Here is a 17,391-nt window from a genome sequence, read left to right on the forward strand (position 1 = left end):
ACCCTGACCACGCGTGGGCTGTCAAGCCGCGTGGCAGACGCGACGCGCTTCCGCGAGGGCGACCCGGCGGAGTACAACGGCAGGCCCATGGATCGCCGAATCGCCGCTCGCGCCGCGGCTTGCCAAGCCGTCTTGCGGCCTTTTTTGCTGGTCGTGGCGCTCGCCGGGGGGTGCGACGCGCTGCCCGACCTCGCCGTGACACACCTCGGCCGGGGGGATCAGGCGCTCGCGGAGGGGCGGTACGGGGAGGCGCTCGCCGCGTACGCCCACGCGCACGAGCTCGCGCCGCACGATGCGCGCGTGCAACGGGCGCAGATGCGGGCGCGTGTCTCCCTCATGGCCGAGAGCCCGGCGCGGGTCGCCGCGGACGCGCTGGACGACGTGGCATACGAGGCGGAGTTTTTGCGCGGGACGGAGAAGGGCCTCGAAGCCGTGTGCCTGACCGCGCTCGGGAACGTGCTCGCGCGGCGCGGGGACCGGGAAGGCGCGCGGCTGAAGCTCGCCGAGGCCGTGAAGGCCGATCCGAATGCGTACGTGGCGCACGCGGCGCTGGGCGCGTTGCTCGTCGGAAGGCCGGAGGCCGCGGCGGAGGCGAAGGTCGCGCTGGAGCGGGCGCTCGTGTTGCGGCCCGGGGCGGCCGGGCCGCTCGCGGGGCTCGGGAAGATCAAGCTCGCCGAAGGGGACGCGCCCGGCGCGATCGAGCGGTTCGTGGCGGCGCTGGAGGCGGGGGACGATTTCGGGACGCGGCTCGCGCTGGGGCAAACGCGCCTGCAGCAGGGCAAACACGCCGAGGCCGCGGCGGATCTTCAGCGCGCGGCGCAGATGGATCCGCGGAGCCCGGAGGCGCTCGGCCTGCTCGGGCAGGCGCTGCTCGGCGCGGGCAACCTCGACGAGGCGGAGCGGGCGCTCCGGGCGTCCTTGGAGCTCCGGCCCGACGTGGGGACGTCGATCGCGCTCGGGTTCACGCTGGCGCGGCGGAAGAAGTCGGTCGCGGCGCTCGACGTGCTCGAAGGGGTGCTCGTGGCCGATCCGGTCGCGCCGCCGGCGCTCTTCGGCGTGGGCATGGCGAACCAGGACCTCGGGCGCACTCCGCAGGCGCTCGCCGCGTTTCGTCGGCTGCTCGGGTTGCCGCTCGAAGGCCCGCAGAAGCAGCACGTCGCCGATCTCCAGCGCGAGGCGAAGGCCCGCGTCGAGGCGCTCGAAGCGGCGCAGGAGAACGCTGCCGAGGCCGCCCCGGAAAAACCTCCCCAGGCGAAACGATGATCCTGCGCTCGTTCGGCGCGGCACTCGTGACGTTCGTCCGCACGTATGCCGTGCTGCTCGGGCTCGTGGGGCTCGGGGCGGCGCTCCGGATCCTGTGGAACGACGCCGCGTCGTATGCGCCCGCGGACGAGGCCTACTACGTCTCCTCGACGCAGTTTCTCCTGCGCGAGGGGTGGTCCGCGTACCCGCGGCTCGTCGCGGCCCACCTCGAACGCGCGGATCTCGCGGCGTCCCCCACGCCGCTCCGGTGGGGCTACTTCGTGATGACCTCGCTCGCGTGCGCCGCGGACGCGCCGTGTGACGGCCGCGCGTTCGCGTGGCTCTCGACGATCGCGGGGATCGTGTCGATCGTGTTCACGTACCTGCTCGGCGCGCGCCTCGTGGGTCCACGCGCAGGGCTCGTCGCCGCCGCGCTCACGGTGACGTCGCCGCTCCAGCTCGCCCTCTCGCGCCGCGCGCTCCAGGACGAGGTGCACTGCGCGGTCTTCCTGGCCGCGGCGTGGGCGCTCGTGCGGCTCTTCCAGGACGAACGCCCGTCGTCGCTTCGCGTGCGGCTTCGACCCATGGCGTTGTTCGTGCTCCTCGCGACGCTCGCGTTCGCCGTGAAGGAGGCGTTCGTCTTTCCGTATGCGGCCCTCGCGGCCGCGACCGTCTTCGCCTCGCGTTTGCGCATCCGCGCCGCGGAGGCGCTGCTCTTCCTGGCCCCGCCGCTCCTCTTCTTCGCGGGCTTCGTTCTCCTCGGCCGCGACGGTTCGGCCTTCTTCGACCTGCTCCGCGTCACGCAGGCCTCGTTCCTCGGCGACTACAGCATCCAGTACCAGGGCGGCCCGCCGCACCGGCCCCTGTTCGACCTCTTCGTGCTCGCGCCGATCGTCTGCGTCCTCGCGACCTTCGCGCTCGCGCGTCTGGCCGAGCGCCCCCGCGACGATCGAGGCGCGCGCTGGCTCGTGGCCTTCCTGCTCGTCTCGCTCGCCGCGTTCGCGGGGCTGCCCAAGAACCTGCGTTTCCTCGTGGTGCTCGACCCGATCCTCCGCCTGCTCGCCGCGTGGGCGCTCGTCACGTTCCCCTGGGCCGGGCGGGCGCGCGGGGCCGCGTTCGTCGCGGCCTGGGTGATCCCCTCGGCCGTGCTCGAGCTCGCCCTGTTCCACGAGACGTTCATCACCTTTCGCACCTATGATCCCACCACGTACGACGTCCTCCGCGCGCTCGGGGCCCTGCCGGGTCCCGCAGCGCGTGCGGGCGCGGGCGCCTTCCCGCTCGTCTTTTTCGCGGCGCTCGGGGCCCTGCTCGTGGGGCTCGTCGTTCGGAGGAAAGTCGCCGTGACGGAACCCGAAACCAACGCAAAAAGCAGGGACGAAGAGGCCTCGGAGAAGCCCGCCGCGAAGGCCGCCGCGCGCGCGCCGAAAGAGGCCGACGGGCCGAGCTTCGTGGTGTTCTGGCTCGGCGCCGTCGTGGTCGGCGTGCTGGCGATCGTCATCGCCTGGAAAGCGTCGAGCCCGCTTCCAGCCGGAAAACCGGGCGGCGCGGTCCTGCCGGCCGTGCCGCCGAGCCCGCGCGCGGCCGCTCCGCGGAGCCCCGGCGCGCAGCCGGATCCGATGAACCTCGGGCTCGCGGCGCTCTACACGCAGAACGATCCCGTCCTCGCGGCGGCGCGGTTCCGCGAGGTGCTCGCGCAAAACCCCGATCACTACGGCGCGACGTACCAGCTCGCGACGGCGCTCGAACAGGCCGGAGAGCCCCGCGGCGCGCGGCCGCTCTGGGCGAAGATGGCAGCGATGGCCGACGGGATCGGCGACACGAAGACGGCCGAGCACGCCCGCGCGCGGACGGCTGCGATCGACGCGCAGCTCAACACCTTATCGCTCGACGATCCGACGGCCTCGATGCAGCTCGGCCTCGACGCGCTCTACAACAGGAAAAACCCCGAGGCCGCGGCGGCGCATTTCCGCGCCGTGCTCGCGCATCACCCGGATCACTACGGCGCGACGTTCCAGCTCGCGACGGCGCTCGACCAGGCCGGGCGGCCGGCCGAGGCGCGCCCGCTCTGGACGAAGATGCTCGGCATGGCCGAGGGCATCGGCGACACGAAGACCGCCGAGGCCGCGCGCGCGCGGCTTTCCCAGAAGCCTTGAGCGCCTACGGCTTGCGTTCCCACTATTGGAGGCCCAACGACCGGGCGAGCTCGGCGCCGCGCGGGTCTTTGGGGTGCGCCTCGCGGAGCTTCTGCGTGTGGTGCTTCGCTTCGTCGACGACGCCGCGCCGGAACGTGAGGAGCGCGAGGTTGTAGCGCGCGTCCGCGAAGGTCGGGTCCGCCCGCAGGGCCGCGAGGTAGGCCGCGCGCGCGGCGTTGTAGTCGCCGCGGCGATCGGCCACGAGCCCGAGGTCGTACTGCGCCTCGGCGTCGCCCGGCTCGGCGACGACGAGCGGGCCGAGCGCACGGGCGGCCTCGTCGAGATCGCCCTTCACGAGGGCCGAGGCGCCGACGAAGAGCGCGGCGCTTCGGCCGGCCCCGAGCTCGACGGCGCGCCTCGCCTCCCGCATCGCCTCGGCGTCCTTGCCTTGACCGGCGAGCGCGAGGGCGAGGGCGTAGCGCAGCCGCGCCTCCGCGCCGCCGAGGGCGAGGGCGCGCCGGGCCGCCTCCTCGGCCTGCATGGCCTGACCGCTCAGGCCGAGCGTTTCCGCATGGAGGGCGCGCAGAGCGGCGTCGCTGGGGCAACGCTCGTGGGCGGCGCGCGCGAGGCCTTCGGCCTGCACGAAGTCGCGGGCGCGGATGGCGATCTCGGCGTGCTCGCCCTGGCAGCGGCAGCTCCCGGGGTGCAGCCGCAAGCACTCGTCCACGACGGCGCGGGCCGCCAGAAAATCCCGCGCGCCGAGCGGCTTGCGCGTGAGCTCGCCGATCGCGCGGGGATGCTCGCCGTCGCGTCGCAGCGCTTCCCACCACATCTGCATGGGAGAGGTGAGCCAGGACGAAGCGGACGCAAAGACGAGCGCGCCGAGCGTGAGCACGGCGAGGGCCGCAAAGCCCTGCGCATGGCGAACACGCGGGAGCTTCTCGCCCGCGAGCGTCGAGGCCACGAGCAGGAGGGAGGCCCAGGCCGGAACCGCGACGAACACCACGCCCTGGCCGAGCGGCGCGCGGCCGTCGCGGAAGTAGAGCGCGGCGCCGAGCGCGGCCGCGACGGAGACCCACGCGAACGCCGCGCTCCACGCGAACCCCCGCCGAGGCACCCCCCACGCGCGGAGCCGTACGGCGCCGTAGAGAACGGCGCCGAGGAGGAGCACGGCCAGGATGGCCGCGACGATCGGGTTTGCGGGGGGCGAGGGCTCGGGCGAGAAGAGCGGCGGCGCGAGCGCGAGCAAGAGAAGACGCGCGGCGCGCGTCACCACATCGAGCAGGAGGAGCACGCGCGGAATTTACCCCGCCGCGACGCTCGAGACGTCACTCTTCGCGGCCTCGACGATCTCTTGCGCGTACCGGGCGATGAGCGCCTCGTCCTCGCCCTCGACCATCACGCGGAGCTTCGGCTCCGTGCCGCTCCAGCGCACGAGCACGCGGCCCTTGCCGCCGAGCGTCTTCTCCACGCGGTCGACGACGAGCCGCATCGTCTGCATCGATTCGAGCGGCAAGCGCCGCACGAACGTGGCGTTCTCCAGCACCTGCGGCACGCGCTGCATCGCCCGCGACGCGAGCTCCGAGAGCGGCTTGCCCGACTCCAGCATGATCGCGAGGACCTGCAGCGCCGCCACGATGCCGTCGCCCGTGGTCGCGTGGTCGAGGAAGATGAGGTGCCCGGACTGTTCGCCGCCGAAGCTGTAGCCACCGGCGCGCATGGCCTCGACGACGTACCGGTCGCCGACGGCGGTGCGCTCGACGCGGCCGCCCTCGGCCGCGAGCGCGCGTTCGAGGCCGAGGTTCGACATGACCGTGCTGACCACGGTGCCGTGCGGCAGCTTGCCCTGGCGGAGCAGGCGGAGCGCGACGAGCGCCATGATCACGTCGCCGTCGACGATCTGGCCCTTCTCGTCGACCATGATCACGCGGTCGGCGTCGCCGTCGAGCGCGATGCCGAGCGCGGCGCCCTTGCGCACGACCTCGGAGGCCACGTGGTCGGGGTGCAAGGCGCCGCAGTCGCGGTTGATGTTGCGGCCGTTCGGCTTCACGCCGAGCGGGACGACGTCCGCGCCGAGCTCGCCGAAGACGAGCGGCGCGACCTTGTAGGCGGCGCCGTGCGCGGCGTCGCAGACGAGCTTGACGCCGTCGAGCGAGAGCTGCGCGGGGAAGGTGTTCTTGCAGAACACGACGTACCGGCCGCGCGCGTCTTCGAGCCGCATGGCGTCGCCGATGGCGGCGCCGGTGACGCGGAGCGCGTCGAGCTCGCCGCCCTCCATGAGCCGCTCGATCGCGGCCTCCTCGGCGTCCGGCAGCTTGAAGCCGTCGGGGCCGAAGATCTTGATGCCGTTGTCGCCGTACGGGTTATGGCTGGCGCTGATCACGACGCCGGCGTCGGCGCGCATGCTCCGCGTGAGCTGCGCGACGGCCGGGGTGGGGATCGGGCCGCTCAGCATGACGTGACCGCCCATCGCGCAGATGCCCGAGGCGAGCGCGGTCTCGAACATGTAGCCGCTGAGCCGCGTGTCCTTGCCGATGACGACACGCACCTTGCGGCCTTTTCCGCGCCGCGCGACGAACGCGATGGCGCGCCCGAGTCGCAACGCCATCTCGGGCGTCATGGGCGGTTCGTTCGCGGTCCCACGAACGCCATCCGTCCCGAAGAGCTTGCGTCCGCTGCTCTTGGTCAAAGGCTCTTGCTCCTTTTTCCTGGTCGACTCCGTCCTGGCCACGCCGCCACGCTAGCCGCGGACGTGGCCGAACGTTAGCCCCTAGATGAGGCGTCCGTCGGGGAGAGGTCCTCGGGCCGGCGTGAGGCGGCGGCGGTTCGATGACGGTCCGGAGAAACGGGTTCTTTGGGAGGAGAAGAAATTCGAGAAGGCGATCCGGCGCGATCCGTTGGAGACATGGCGAGCGCGTGGGTCAGCGTGATTTGAGCGAAGACGCCGCGCGACGTGCTGCGACGCGCCCGACCACGTATCCAATCGTGAACACATGCCAGGGCCGGAGCCCGCTCGCTTCGCCGCGGTAGACGGGTTTTACAGCGACCTCGTGAATGCGATGTCCATGACGGGCGAGCGTGCCGAGCAAGTCGTTCGGGTATCCATACCGCGCCCACATCCCCTCGTGGAGCAGACAATCCATCGCCGCCGCGCCGATCGCGGTATACCCGCACTGGCTATCCGATAGCGACGGCAATCCCGCCGCATGGCGCGTCATCCACGCGAGCGCCGAGGTGCCGAGGAGCCGGTGGAGCGGCATGTCCTTCCACACGGAGGGGTGGCGCAGGCGATCGCCTTTGACGTAATCGGCTTCGCCGCGCGCCACGGGCCCGACGACGGCGGGCAGGTCGAGCGGGTCCATCTGCCCGTCGCCCGCCATCACGGCCGCGACGTCGGCCGCGAGCGCCCGCGCCTCGCGATACCCGGTCAAGATGGCCGCCCCGACGCCGCGGTTGTCCGCGTGCCGCACGAGCACGAGGCGCGTGTCCCCCGCGGCGCGCGCGGCGGCCGAGGTGGCGTCGTCGCTCGCGTCGTCGACCACGACGACGTGATCCACGAACGAAGGCACGGTCCGCACCGTCTCCGCAATCCGATCCTCTTCCCGGAACGCCGGGATCACCACGGCGATACGCACACCCGAGTACACGAGGCGACGCCTTTAGCGAAACCGCGCGACGATTTCAACCCCAGGCGAAAACGTGCGCTGCGCCGACAAAGGGCGCTCGCCCGGAGGAAACTCTGGTAAGGAAGGCCGTTCCTTCCAAACGGGGGACGTTCGTCATGACAAAATTTTCCAGCGTATCCAATCTTGGTTTCAAGAACGCGACGCTCGTAACGGTGCTCGCCGTGGGCGCGGCGGCGACGTGGGCGGGGTGTGCGACCAGCACCTCGGACACGGCCTCGGGCGGCGATGGGAGAGGCGGCGACGACGCGGCCGGCGGGCAGGGCGGCACCGCGGGCCAGGGCGGCTCCCCGGGGCAGGGCGGCGCAGGGATGGGCGGCGCAGGGCAGGGCGGCGGCTCGGTCTGCGGGCCCGGCACGACGCTCTGCGGGGAGGCCTGCACGGTCCTCGCGTTCGACCCGACGAACTGCGGCGCCTGCGGCAAGGCCTGCGCGGCCGGCGAGCTCTGCTCGCAGGGGCAGTGCGGGATCACGTGCCTCGGCGGCACGACCCAATGCAACGACCTCTGCGCGGACCTCGCGAACGACCCGAACAACTGCGGGGCGTGCGGGACGGCGTGCGCCGAGGGGCAGATCTGTTCGGCGGGGCAATGCGGGACGTCGTGCGTGGGCGCGACGGCTTGCAACGGCACCTGCGTGGACCTCGACACGGATCCGGCGAATTGCGGCGCGTGTGGGACGGCGTGCGCCGCGGGCCAGGTCTGCTCGATGGGGCAATGCGGCGTCACGTGCCTCGGCGGCTCGGCCCTGTGCGGGTCGAGCTGCGTGGATCTCGACACGAGCCCGGCGCATTGCGGGGCGTGCGGCAACACGTGCCCCTCGGGGCAGCTCTGCGCGGCAGGCATGTGCGTGAGCATCGGCGAATGCAATGCGCCGTTCCTGCAATGCGGACAGCTCTGCGTCTTGCCGGCGTCGGACCCGGCGAACTGCGGGACGTGCGGTAACAAGTGCGCCACCGGCGCGACGTGCGTGGACGGGACCTGCCAGGTCTGCGACAGCACGACGACGGACTGCGACAACGACGGGTGGCTCGCGAGCGAGGGTGATTGTTGCGACAAACCCGGCCTCTGCGGCGCCGAGCCCGAGAAAGTGAACCCGGGCGCGATCGAGGTCGTGGGCAACGGCATCGACGACAACTGCAACGCGAAGACGGATCTCTTCGACCTGGAAGACACGGTCTCTTGCGACGATGGGCTGGTCTCGAATTCGTCGTCCCCGACCGATTACGCGAAGGCGCTCGGCATCTGCCGCGTGACGACGGAGAACGCGCCGAAGGCGGAGAAGACGTGGGGCCTCATCAGCGCCAAGCTCCTGCGCGCCGACGGCTCGGCGCTCGCCGACATGCAGGCGACCTCGATCCGCCAGGGCTTCGGCGGCATCACGCCGGCCGTGCTGGAGGGCAAGAGCGCGGTCGTGCTCTCGAGCGGCATCGCCGCGGACGCGACGCAGACGAACCCGGGGCCGAACGGCGGCGCGCCGGGGGGCTTCAACGTGTCGTCGGAGCACACGCCGGTGAGCAACGTGCTGATCTCGGGCGGCGGAGAGCATTCGGTCAAGGATTGGTTCGCCACGCCAAACTTGCCGCTCAAGCCCGCGAACGGCCTGCCGGATTCCCCGGGCTGCAACGCGAGCAACACGCCGGAAGCCGAGGACTCGGTCATGCTCGTCCTCCGGCTGCGGGCGCCCACGAACGCGCGGGCCTTCTCGTTCAACTCGTACTTCATGTCGGCCGAATACCCGGAGTTCGTCTGCACGAGCTTCAACGACCAGTTCATCGCGCTCGTCGACACGCCGACCGGCGTGCCGTCGCCGACGCCGAACCCGGTCGACAAGAACCTGATGACGTTCACGTCGGGCAACCAGAAATGGCCGATCGGGATCAACATCGCGCAGGGCACGAATCTCTTCGCCGTGTGCGACTCCCAGGCCACGTCGCCGTTCTGCTGGGACACGAGCGTCAGCGCGACCTCGTGCTCGCTCGGCTCGTCGCAGCTCATGGGCACGGGCTTCGAATCGAACGGTGATTGCCTGGTCGGCGGCGGCACGTTCTGGCTGACGACCGCGGGCAACGTGATCCCCGGGCAAATCGTGGAGATCCGGATCGCGCTGTGGGACGTGGGCGACGCGTCGTACGACTCGCTCGCGATCCTGGACGGCTTCCAGTGGCTCTCGGCGGCCACGCTGCCCGGCACCGGCGGGTGAGCAGGATGTAAGGGTGTGGGGGGCGACGCCCCCCCATCCCTCCGGGTTTTTGCGGGTCGACAAAATGAAACCGGGCGGCCGTTTGGCCGCCCGGTTGGTTCTGCTGGGCGTTAGCCCAACATCAGCCCATCGGCGTCTCCCAGTCGTCCTCGGCCGTGATGCCGCCCTCGGTCCACGTCCAGATGATCTTCTGGTACGTGAACGCGATCTCCTCGTACTCGGCGTACTTCATGAGATCGGGGTTCCGGTTGTTCGGCATGCGGAAGTTGATCGACGCGATGTTCGCGTTGATCAGGCGCACCGTGTAGTGGTTCACCTCGGTGCCGACGCCCTGCTGCGCCTTCACCTGCGGCGTGAAGTGCTTGAGCTCCCACTCCGAGATGTTCTCGTTGTTGACGAGCGAGCTGTAGAGCAGCGGCGACGCCTTATCGAGCTCCTTCGTCACGATGAAGGGCTTGTGCATGCGCTTGCCGGTCGGCAGGCCGCTCGCCGGATCGCGGGGGCTCATGATCTCGTGCGAGACCGCGATGACCATGATGCTGTTCTCGCGACCCTTCTGGGTCACGGAGCCCTTGATCTCGCCCTGCTTCTGCCCCTTCAGACGGAGATACGCATTGAGAGCCATGGTGCAAACCTCTTCCGTTTGGTCGTGCCGTCCCCTGGACTCAGTCTACGCCTTATTGCGCGCTGGCAGATGACGGCCTTCCAGCCGAACCCGAAGACCCGAAGACCTTCGTGCACGGGCTTTCGGCTTTCCCCCGTTTTCGCTCCGGCGTCAAGCAACTTCGTGCCGGCTTTTCGAGGGGAGCCGTCCAGGCATCATTGCATTCGTCATGCCATCCGTTGGAGGACCCAAAGACGCAGCCATGACGTAGGACTACCGTGTCATTGCGTGAAACTGGAGGGGGGGTGGGGCAACGATCCTGGATCTTCGAAGTCCCACCGTGGGGAAAAAAGGATCCAGGATGCGATGCGTCAGGAGCGGTATTTGCGGCCGCCCGCGAGCTGATCGGCGAACGCGACGAGATCCTGCTCTTTTTTGAGCAGCGCGCCGAGGAAGGGGAGCGCCTGTTCGAGCTTCACCTCGTCGATGCCGGCTTTGCGGAGCGCGGCGATCCAGTCGATGAGCTCACTCGTGGAGGGGCGCTTGCGGAGCCGCGACATGTTGCGGATCTCGTAGAAGACCGAAAGGACCTGATCCACGAGCGCCCGCGCGAGCTCCGGGTGGTGGACGTTCACGATCTGCCGCATGAACTCGCGGTCGGGGAAATCGATGAAGTGAAAGACGCAGCGGCGCAGGAACGCGTCCGGCAGCTCTTTTTCGTTGTTGCTCGTGATGACGACGACGGGCCGCTCCTTCGCCACGTACTCGTCGCCCGTCTCGGTCACACGGAACCGCATGCGATCGAGCTCGTGCAAGAGGTCGTTCGGAAACTCGAGGTCCGCCTTGTCGATCTCGTCGATGAGGAGGACCACGCGTTTCTCCGCGGCGAGCGCGCGACCGAGGGGCCCGAGCTTGATGTAACGGCGGATGTCGCGCACGTCGCCGTCGCCAAAGCGCGAGTCGTAGAGGCGCTGGACCGTGTCGTAGACGTAGAGGCCGTCCTGCGCCCGGGTCGTGCTCTTCACGTGCCAGGGGATGAGCTCGGTCTCGAGCGTCTGCGTGATGGCCTCGGCCAGCAGGGTCTTGCCCGTGCCAGGCTCGCCCTTCACGAGCAGGGGACGTTCGAGCGCGAGGGCGCAGTTCACCGCGGCCTCGAGGGATTCGTTCGTGAGGTAACCGATGGTGCCGCGGAAACGACGAAACTCCGTCATGGGCGGGAACCTAGCACGGAGAAACCCCCCGCGGGGCGCGCGGTTTGCGCCGGCGCGCAAGGCGTGCGCTCACGTGCCCGACCGATCGAGTTCCTTCGCGAAGGTCGGATAATCGAGCGGCTTCGTGAAGATTCGTGGCTCGGGATCAAATGCCTTGGCGCGGGCCGCGACGATCTCGGGATACCCCGTCACCATGAAGATCGGCAGCGCGGGGTTTTCGGAGCGCGCGTATTTCGCGACGGCGATGCCGTCGGCATACGGCATTTGCAGGTCCGTGACGAGGACGTCGGGCATGGGCGCGCGCGAGAGCCTGCCGATGGCGTGGGCGCCGTCGTGCACGACCTCGACGTCGAAGCCGTCTTCGCGGAGCATCCGCACGAAGATACGCGCCGAGCGGATGTCGTCGTCCACCAGAAGGACCAGTCGCCGCGGCCGTTCTTGCGTGTCCACGCGAGGGGGACGTACAAACCCCGTGCCACTCAGCCGGCGCCCTTTTTCTCTTTTTCCTTCGCGGCGACGCCGTACTCGTGCAGGCGGTACTGGATCGTGCGGACGCTGATGTCGAGCATCTCGGCGGCCTTCGCCGTGGAGCCGTTCGTCGCGTCGAGCGTGGAGAGGATCGCGAATCGCTCGATCTCGGCCATCGTTGCGCCGGGAATGCGGACGCCGCCCTTGGGCAGCGGGGCCACGTCGATCGGCAGGTCGTCCTCGTCGATCTGCGTGCCCTCGCAGAGCACGACGGCGCGCTCGATCGCGTTCTCCAGCTCGCGCACGTTGCCCGGCCAGCGGTGCGCGAGGAGCTTGGCGCGGGCGCGGTCGGTCACGCCGTCGATCCGCTTCTTGTTCTCGAGCGCGAAGCGCCGGAGGAAATGCATCGCGAGCAGGAGGACGTCGCCGCCGCGCAGGCGGAGCGGCGGCATCTCGACGTGCACGACGTGCAGGCGGTAATAGAGATCCTCGCGGAAACGGCCGTCGTGCACGTCCTTCGCGAGGTCGCGGTTCGTCGCGGCGATGAGGCGGACGTCGACCTCGACAGGGTCGTTGCCGCCGACCCGCTCGAAGGTGCGCTCCTGCAAGACGCGGAGGAGTTTTACTTGCGTCGCCGGCGGGATCTCGCCGACCTCGTCGAGGAACAAGGTGCCGCCGTTCGCCTGCTCGAACCGGCCCACGCGGCGTTTGTCCGCGCCGGTGAAGGCGCCTCGCTCGTGGCCGAAGAGCTCGCTTTCGAGCAGGCTCTCCGCGAGGGCCGCGCAATGCAGCGTGATGAAGGGGCCGCTCGCGCGCGGGCTTTTCTTGTGGATGGCCCGCGCGAGCTCGCCCTTGCCCGTGCCGCTCTCGCCCGTGATGAGGACCGTGGCGCGGGCCGGGGCGACCTGCTTGGCGACGCGGTAGACCTTCTGCAGCGCGGCGCTCGATCCGATGAGGCCCTCGAACCCTTCGCCCTCGCGCTCGCGGAGCTGGCGGCGCAGCTCCTCGGCCTCGGCCTTGAGGTTCGTCCGTTCGATCACGCGCTCGATCGAGAACGCCAGCGCGTCGAAATCGACGGGCTTCGTGATGAAATCGTCCGCGCCGCTGCGCATGGCCTGGACGGCGGTCGAGACCTCGCCGAACGCGGTCACCATGATCACGGGGACGCCGGGGTACGTGGCGCGGAGCTTCTGCAAGAGCTCGAGGCCGTCCATGCGCGGCATCTTGAGGTCGGTCACGACCACGTCCGGCGGGCGATCGGCGGCGATTTGCAGCGCGCTCGGGCCGTCCGCCGCGGCGTCGACCGCGTAGCCCTCCTGGCGCAAGAGCTTTTCGAGGCCGGAGCGGGCGCTCGCCTCGTCGTCGACGACGAGCACGCGCGCCCTGGGTTTGCCCGCGATTTTCGTATCCGTCATGGGAGCCTCAAGGGAGGACCTTCCCCGTGTTCCCCTCGGCGTCGTGCGCGCCGAGGCGGACGGGGAGCGAGACACGGAATATCGTCCTGCCAGGGTGGCTGTCGACGTCGATCGTGCCGCCGTGGTCGGTGACGATGCGGTGGACGATGGCCAAGCCGAGGCCCGTGCCCTCGGGCTTCGTCGAGAAAAATGGGTCGAAGATCGGGGCGTCGGGGCTCGCGAGGCCGGGCCCGTCGTCCTCGACCTCGATGACGACGTCCCGCGGCCTTCGCCGCGCCCGGAGCGTGACCGAGCCGCCGCCCGTGGGTTCGAGCGCCTCGACCGCGTTTTGCAGGAGGTTCAGGAGGACCTGCTGGATCTTGGGCGTGTCGAGGTCGAGCACGAGCTCGCTCGTGGGCAGCTCCAGGGTGAGCGTGACGCCGGTCTGGATCGCGCGGGCCTCGGCGAGCTTGCCCGCGCGCTCGCACACGGCGCGCACGGACGTGGGGCGGAGCTCGAGGGGTTTGGGGCGCGCGAAATCCAAGAACTCGCTGACGAGCTTGCCGAGACGCTTGATCTCTTCGCCCACGATGTGGACGGCTTCGAGCTGCTCGCCGTCGGCGCTGCTCTTGCGCAGGCCTCGTTCGAGGAAGGTGACGTGGAGCTGGGCGCCGTTCAGCGGGTTTCTGATCTCGTGCGCGAGGCCCGCGGCGAGCGTGCCGACGGCCGCGAGCTTCTCGTTTTGCCGGAGCCGCGCGGCGAGCGCGTTCTCGTCGGTCGTGTCGCGGCCGACGGCGAAGAGGACGATGTCGTCGTCGTCGCCCGGCGCATACGCGAAGTGCCAGCGTACGTCGCGGATCTTGCCGGCGCGGGTGCGGACCGCGCTCTCGACGTCGTCGAGCGAGGCGCGGCCGTCGCGGCTGTCGAGGAGCGTTTGCAAGAGCCCCGCTTGCTCCTCGTGGAGGGCCTCGGGCAGGAGCGCCTCGTGGAAACGCGCGCCGAAGACCTCCTCGCGCCCGAGGCCGGTGACGCGCTCGGCCTCGCGGTTGAAGAGGCGGATTTTTGCCTCGCGATCGAGGCCGACGACGAGGACACGGGCGAGCTCGACGGCGCTGATGTAGCGGTGCTCGGTGCGGCGCAAGGCGAGGTCGACCTCGGCCCGTTCGAGGCGCTCGCGCTGCTGCGTGCGCGCGAGGAAATGATCACGGTAGCTCTCGAGCATGACCGCGAGCTCGAGGTCGAGGGCGCGGTCGAGCGCCTCGCGGCAGGCCCGCGCGTCGTCGCCCATGGTGTCGTCGGCGACGCGGAGGAGCGCGACGCGGATGAGCGCCATCGCGGTGAACATGTAGCGCTGCGGGAGGCCGATCTGGACGTGGATCCGGCCGATTTCGAGGGTCTTCTTGAAGTACGCCTCGTCGTGCGGGCCTGTGCAGAGCCGATCCATCCAGCGGACCATGGAGCCCTGGAGCCGCTTGATCTGCGCCTCGCCGGTGAAGACGTCGTGCGCGTCGCCGTGCTCGCGGATGCGGTCGTAGAAGGCGGTGGCGATGCGCTCGAAATGCGGGGCCGCGAGGGGCCGGAGCGCGCGGAGGAGGCGCGCGTCCTCCTCGCTGAAGCGCACGTACCGCAGGAGCTCCTGGACCAGGCTTTCGTCCGTTTCCGCGCGGGTAGGAGGAGACGCAGCCTTCCGATCCATGATCACGGCGGCTCGGGCGACGAGCCGTCGTCCACGTTGCCTTCGATCCTGCCTTCGATCAAGGGGAGGTCCGCGCCGAACCAGCCGATCCGGACGCCGCGGTGGCGCAAAGCTTGCGCCTCGGATGCAAGGGCTGCGTCGCCGGCCTGTGGAGGTTCGTTCTCCTCGGTCTCGTGCGCGTCGGGAGCGCCGGTGCAGACGAGGTATCGATCGCGGATGGAGAGGCCGGTGCATGCGGCGCAGAGGGCGCAGCGATCGACGTGGACTTCCTTGGTGCGGCGGGGGCACTCGACGAGCAATCCTTTGCCGCCGCTGCCGAGGACGCGAATCGGAAGATGATGGACCTCGGGGAGCGGGCTCCGAGGCGGGGGCTTGCTGCTCGACATGGTGGACCCGGGCGTCATGCAACGGGCGGGCCTCGTGAGGCGCTCTCGCTCAGCCCTCGTTCGTCGGCGTCGTCTCCTCCAACCCGCTCCCACCCGCCGCCTCCTCCGGAAGCTGCTCCTCCCCCGTCTTCGGATCCACGTCCGGCGTGCTCCTTCGCGTGCGGATGTTGTGTCGGATGGCCTCATTTTGCTTCACGACGGGCGCGAGCAGCGCGGCACGTTTTTCTGCGTGGTCGCCCGTCGGCTCGTCGTATGTGCCGAGGATCCTGGCGACGATCCGCAGGAGGTAATTCTGTCCGGCCTCGCGCGCGGCTTTCACGGTGCCGAATTCGAGGGTATCGACGGCCGAGAGCGCTTCCTTGTACTTTTGCGCGAGGTTCGCGATTCGCTCGGCGTTGAGCGAGAGGCCGAGCTTCTGCACGACCGGCGAAAGCTCGCCCTGGAGCTTGTCGACGATCGCCTTCACGGCGACGAGCTCCACGTCGTACGGCGCATTCGTGACGGCCGCGACGCCATTGGGAAAGACCTCGTGAAGGAAGTGCTCGACGTCCGCGATGAGCTGCGCGTCCTCGACCTCGTCGGCGCCCTTGAGGAGGGCCTCGCCCGCGTCGCGCAGGCCGGAGAGGGCCTTGTCGAGCCGGATGTCGGCTTGCTGGAGCGCCTTCTGGTCGCGGAGCTGCTTGGCGGAGGGCTTGCCCGATCTCCGCTTCGTGGCCCAACGTTGCTCGAGCGCGTGCGTCTTTTGCCCCGCGGCGATGGCCTCGGCGACGAGCGGCACGATCGCGGGCGCCGGCATGGCCTGCGCGATGTCATGCACACGATAAAAGGTGTACAGGCAGCGCCCTGTCGGAAATTGGTTCAGATCGATGAAATCGGCGTGGTTCGTGGACACGGCTGGGCATGCTCGCCCGGTGAAGACGAGCGCGTCAAGCCGCACGGGGCCCCTGGAGAGCCCTCCGCGTGTTGGAATCTTGCGTGCAGGAGGGCCTCGGAGGGTTTCGTCTGGCCGAGGACGCGCGTGCAGGCGGGTCTCGGGGGGCTCGTCGCGGCCGCGATCGGAGATGCAAGCGCCGCTGAAGGGCTCGCATGCGCGAGGGGGCGCCCGGTTCGAATGCGAGGGGGCCTCGAACGACCGCGCGCCGCGGCCGAAAGGGAGGCGCCACCTCGCGAAACGACGGCGGGCGGCGCGCGTGCGTGGGCCGGTCAGGGCTTCGAGGACGAGAGGGCGCGGCCGAGGCGGGGCCTCCCGGAGGCCGACGCGCGGGCGAGAGAGCCCGAAGCTCGGGTCCCGGGAGGCCCATGCATGGCGAAGGTCGCGGAGGGCGAAGGCGCTTCGAGGCTTCGGGGCGGCGAAGGTCGCGCGAAGGCGGGGCACCGGGTGGATTTTGTACACGCGGCGCGGTGAAGCGGAGAGCAGCTCATGCCTTCGGGGCGGGGGAGCGCGGCGGGAGGGAAGGGGGCGATAGGGTTATGAGTGGCGGAGAGGCGCGAGGTCCCGAAGCCTTGGGGGCGAAGGCAATCCGGTGTTCGGTCGCGCGGCTCGACAGATCGTCGACTGCCACGACGTCCTGCCGCTCTTCGTCTTCGATCCACGCGCGGACCTGAAGAACCGCGGCTCGATACCCATGGCGTTCCACGACAAGGTCGTGGCTTGCGAGCCGCCGCCTCCGCCCAAGCCGAAGCCTGCGCCTCCGCCTGCCCCGGCGAAGGAGCAGGAGCCGCCACCGAAGGAGAGGGCGGACGGCGGCGAGGGCGGGGGCGGGAAGGGCGGGGGCGGCAAAGGCGGCGGGAGCGCAAAGGGAGACGGGAGCGGCGGCGGCGGCGGGGACGATTCCGACAGCATCGAGAAGCGCGTCGAGAAATATCGCCTGCCACGCTCGAAGGAGGCCACGCCCGAGGATCCGAGCCCCACGCAGAACGGCGACCCCGTGTTGCCGAAGAAGGGCATCTTGTCCGACGAGAGGCAGTTGCCTTCACGTGACGAGGTGCATCCGCCGAAGTGCGTGGACCCGCAATGCACGCTGGTGGATCGGGGCGGCGCGCTGCCGGAGCTCCAACACGGGCAAGGGCGACCGCTCGTGAGCGCGGTTCGCTGCCAGGACACGAAGCAGGGGTGCAACGGAAAGGGGGACGGGACCGGCAAAGGCAAAGCCCTGACGCCGATGGAGCGGATGGTCCGCGAGCTGGCGATCGCCTCGGCGATGCTGAACGGCGAGTTCAACCACGCTCGACGAAAGGGACGAACGCCTAGAGCAACGATCGGGTAGAAAGCCAGATCATTCCGAGCAGTTACGTGACGAGGATCGACAAGGCCAGACGGCTGTGCTCTACTGCGCGCGGCTCGCCCAGCCTGCACGGAATAGGTCTCCGCCAT

At 70.0% G+C, this 17,391-nt stretch carries 14 protein-coding genes; 4 read left to right on the forward strand and 10 right to left on the reverse strand.

Annotation, left to right across the window (positions count from 1 at the left end):
• Positions 1-30 precede the first annotated feature (30 nt).
• Together E8A74_RS19960 and E8A74_RS19965 are read left to right on the forward strand one after the other, a co-directional pair.
• Positions 31-1,263, forward strand: a complete 1,233-nt coding sequence (locus E8A74_RS19960) for a tetratricopeptide repeat protein (protein ID WP_170229243.1) — start codon at positions 31-33, stop codon at positions 1,261-1,263.
• Positions 1,260-3,395: a tetratricopeptide repeat protein gene (locus tag E8A74_RS19965; RefSeq protein WP_136930626.1), complete on the forward strand. Its 2,136-nt coding sequence runs from the start codon at positions 1,260-1,262 to the stop codon at positions 3,393-3,395. Before E8A74_RS19960 ends, E8A74_RS19965 begins: the two co-directional genes overlap by 4 nt.
• A gap of 22 nt (positions 3,396-3,417) precedes the next feature.
• Here the strand turns inward: E8A74_RS19965 and E8A74_RS19970 are convergent, their stop codons facing one another.
• The 3 genes from E8A74_RS19970 to E8A74_RS19980 form a co-directional block, all read right to left on the reverse strand.
• Positions 3,418-4,668, reverse strand: coding sequence for a tetratricopeptide repeat protein (locus E8A74_RS19970; protein WP_136930627.1), 1,251 nt, complete (start codon positions 4,666-4,668; stop codon positions 3,418-3,420).
• A 9-nt stretch (positions 4,669-4,677) separates the two neighbouring features.
• The gene (glmM, locus tag E8A74_RS19975) at positions 4,678-6,105 is read right to left on the reverse strand and encodes a phosphoglucosamine mutase (protein ID WP_276567954.1); all 1,428 of its coding nucleotides are present in this window, start codon (positions 6,103-6,105) and stop codon (positions 4,678-4,680) included.
• Between the two features lie 190 nt (positions 6,106-6,295).
• A complete protein-coding gene (locus E8A74_RS19980) occupies positions 6,296-7,021 on the reverse strand; it encodes a glycosyltransferase (RefSeq protein ID WP_232379660.1) in 726 nt (241 codons plus the stop codon).
• A 134-nt stretch (positions 7,022-7,155) separates the two neighbouring features.
• On the opposite strand from E8A74_RS19980, the gene E8A74_RS19985 reads away from it, so the two are divergent.
• Entirely contained in the window at positions 7,156-9,258 is a 2,103-nt protein-coding gene (locus E8A74_RS19985) for an MXAN_6577-like cysteine-rich protein (protein WP_136930629.1), read from the forward strand.
• Between the two features lie 121 nt (positions 9,259-9,379).
• Here the strand turns inward: E8A74_RS19985 and tssD are convergent, their stop codons facing one another.
• From tssD to E8A74_RS20020, 7 genes are all read right to left on the reverse strand, one after another.
• Positions 9,380-9,883 carry a type VI secretion system tube protein TssD gene (tssD, locus tag E8A74_RS19990; RefSeq protein ID WP_136930630.1) on the reverse strand — a complete coding sequence of 168 codons (504 nt, stop codon included), beginning with the start codon at positions 9,881-9,883 and terminating at the stop codon, positions 9,380-9,382.
• 350 nt (positions 9,884-10,233) lie between these two features.
• A complete protein-coding gene (locus tag E8A74_RS19995; protein WP_136930631.1) occupies positions 10,234-11,073 on the reverse strand; it encodes an AAA family ATPase in 840 nt (279 codons plus the stop codon).
• Positions 11,074-11,142: 69 nt separating this feature from the next.
• Positions 11,143-11,484 carry a response regulator gene (locus E8A74_RS20000; protein WP_170229244.1) on the reverse strand — a complete coding sequence of 114 codons (342 nt, stop codon included), beginning with the start codon at positions 11,482-11,484 and terminating at the stop codon, positions 11,143-11,145.
• A 68-nt stretch (positions 11,485-11,552) separates the two neighbouring features.
• Entirely contained in the window at positions 11,553-12,956 is a 1,404-nt protein-coding gene (locus E8A74_RS20005; RefSeq protein WP_136930632.1) for a sigma-54-dependent transcriptional regulator, read from the reverse strand.
• 7 nt (positions 12,957-12,963) lie between these two features.
• Positions 12,964-14,631, reverse strand: coding sequence for a protoglobin domain-containing protein (locus E8A74_RS20010; RefSeq protein WP_136930633.1), 1,668 nt, complete (start codon positions 14,629-14,631; stop codon positions 12,964-12,966).
• A gap of 2 nt (positions 14,632-14,633) precedes the next feature.
• Positions 14,634-15,017, reverse strand: coding sequence for a hypothetical protein (locus tag E8A74_RS20015; RefSeq protein WP_136930634.1), 384 nt, complete (start codon positions 15,015-15,017; stop codon positions 14,634-14,636).
• Between the two features lie 49 nt (positions 15,018-15,066).
• Positions 15,067-15,909: a hypothetical protein gene (locus E8A74_RS20020; protein ID WP_136930635.1), complete on the reverse strand. Its 843-nt coding sequence runs from the start codon at positions 15,907-15,909 to the stop codon at positions 15,067-15,069.
• Positions 15,910-16,540: 631 nt separating this feature from the next.
• Between E8A74_RS20020 and E8A74_RS54010 the strand changes: the two genes are divergently transcribed.
• On the forward strand, positions 16,541-17,284 hold the full coding sequence (locus tag E8A74_RS54010) for a hypothetical protein (protein ID WP_211365402.1): 744 nt from the start codon (positions 16,541-16,543) through the stop codon (positions 17,282-17,284).
• The last annotated feature ends 107 nt before the right edge of the window (positions 17,285-17,391 follow it).

This window comes from Polyangium fumosum (genome assembly GCF_005144585.1).
Classification (GTDB): domain Bacteria; phylum Myxococcota_A; class Polyangia; order Polyangiales; family Polyangiaceae; genus Polyangium; species Polyangium fumosum.

Coding starts and splice junctions, on each gene's coding strand:
- E8A74_RS19965 (WP_136930626.1), top strand. CDS start 1,260: ATGATCCTGCGCTCGTTCGGCGCGGCACTCGTGACGTTCGTCCGCACG.
- E8A74_RS19985 (WP_136930629.1), top strand. CDS start 7,156: ATGACAAAATTTTCCAGCGTATCCAATCTTGGTTTCAAGAACGCGACG.
- tssD (WP_136930630.1), bottom strand. CDS start 9,883: ATGGCTCTCAATGCGTATCTCCGTCTGAAGGGGCAGAAGCAGGGCGAG.
- E8A74_RS19995 (WP_136930631.1), bottom strand. CDS start 11,073: ATGACGGAGTTTCGTCGTTTCCGCGGCACCATCGGTTACCTCACGAAC.
- E8A74_RS20005 (WP_136930632.1), bottom strand. CDS start 12,956: ATGACGGATACGAAAATCGCGGGCAAACCCAGGGCGCGCGTGCTCGTC.
- E8A74_RS20010 (WP_136930633.1), bottom strand. CDS start 14,631: ATGGATCGGAAGGCTGCGTCTCCTCCTACCCGCGCGGAAACGGACGAA.
- E8A74_RS20015 (WP_136930634.1), bottom strand. CDS start 15,017: ATGTCGAGCAGCAAGCCCCCGCCTCGGAGCCCGCTCCCCGAGGTCCAT.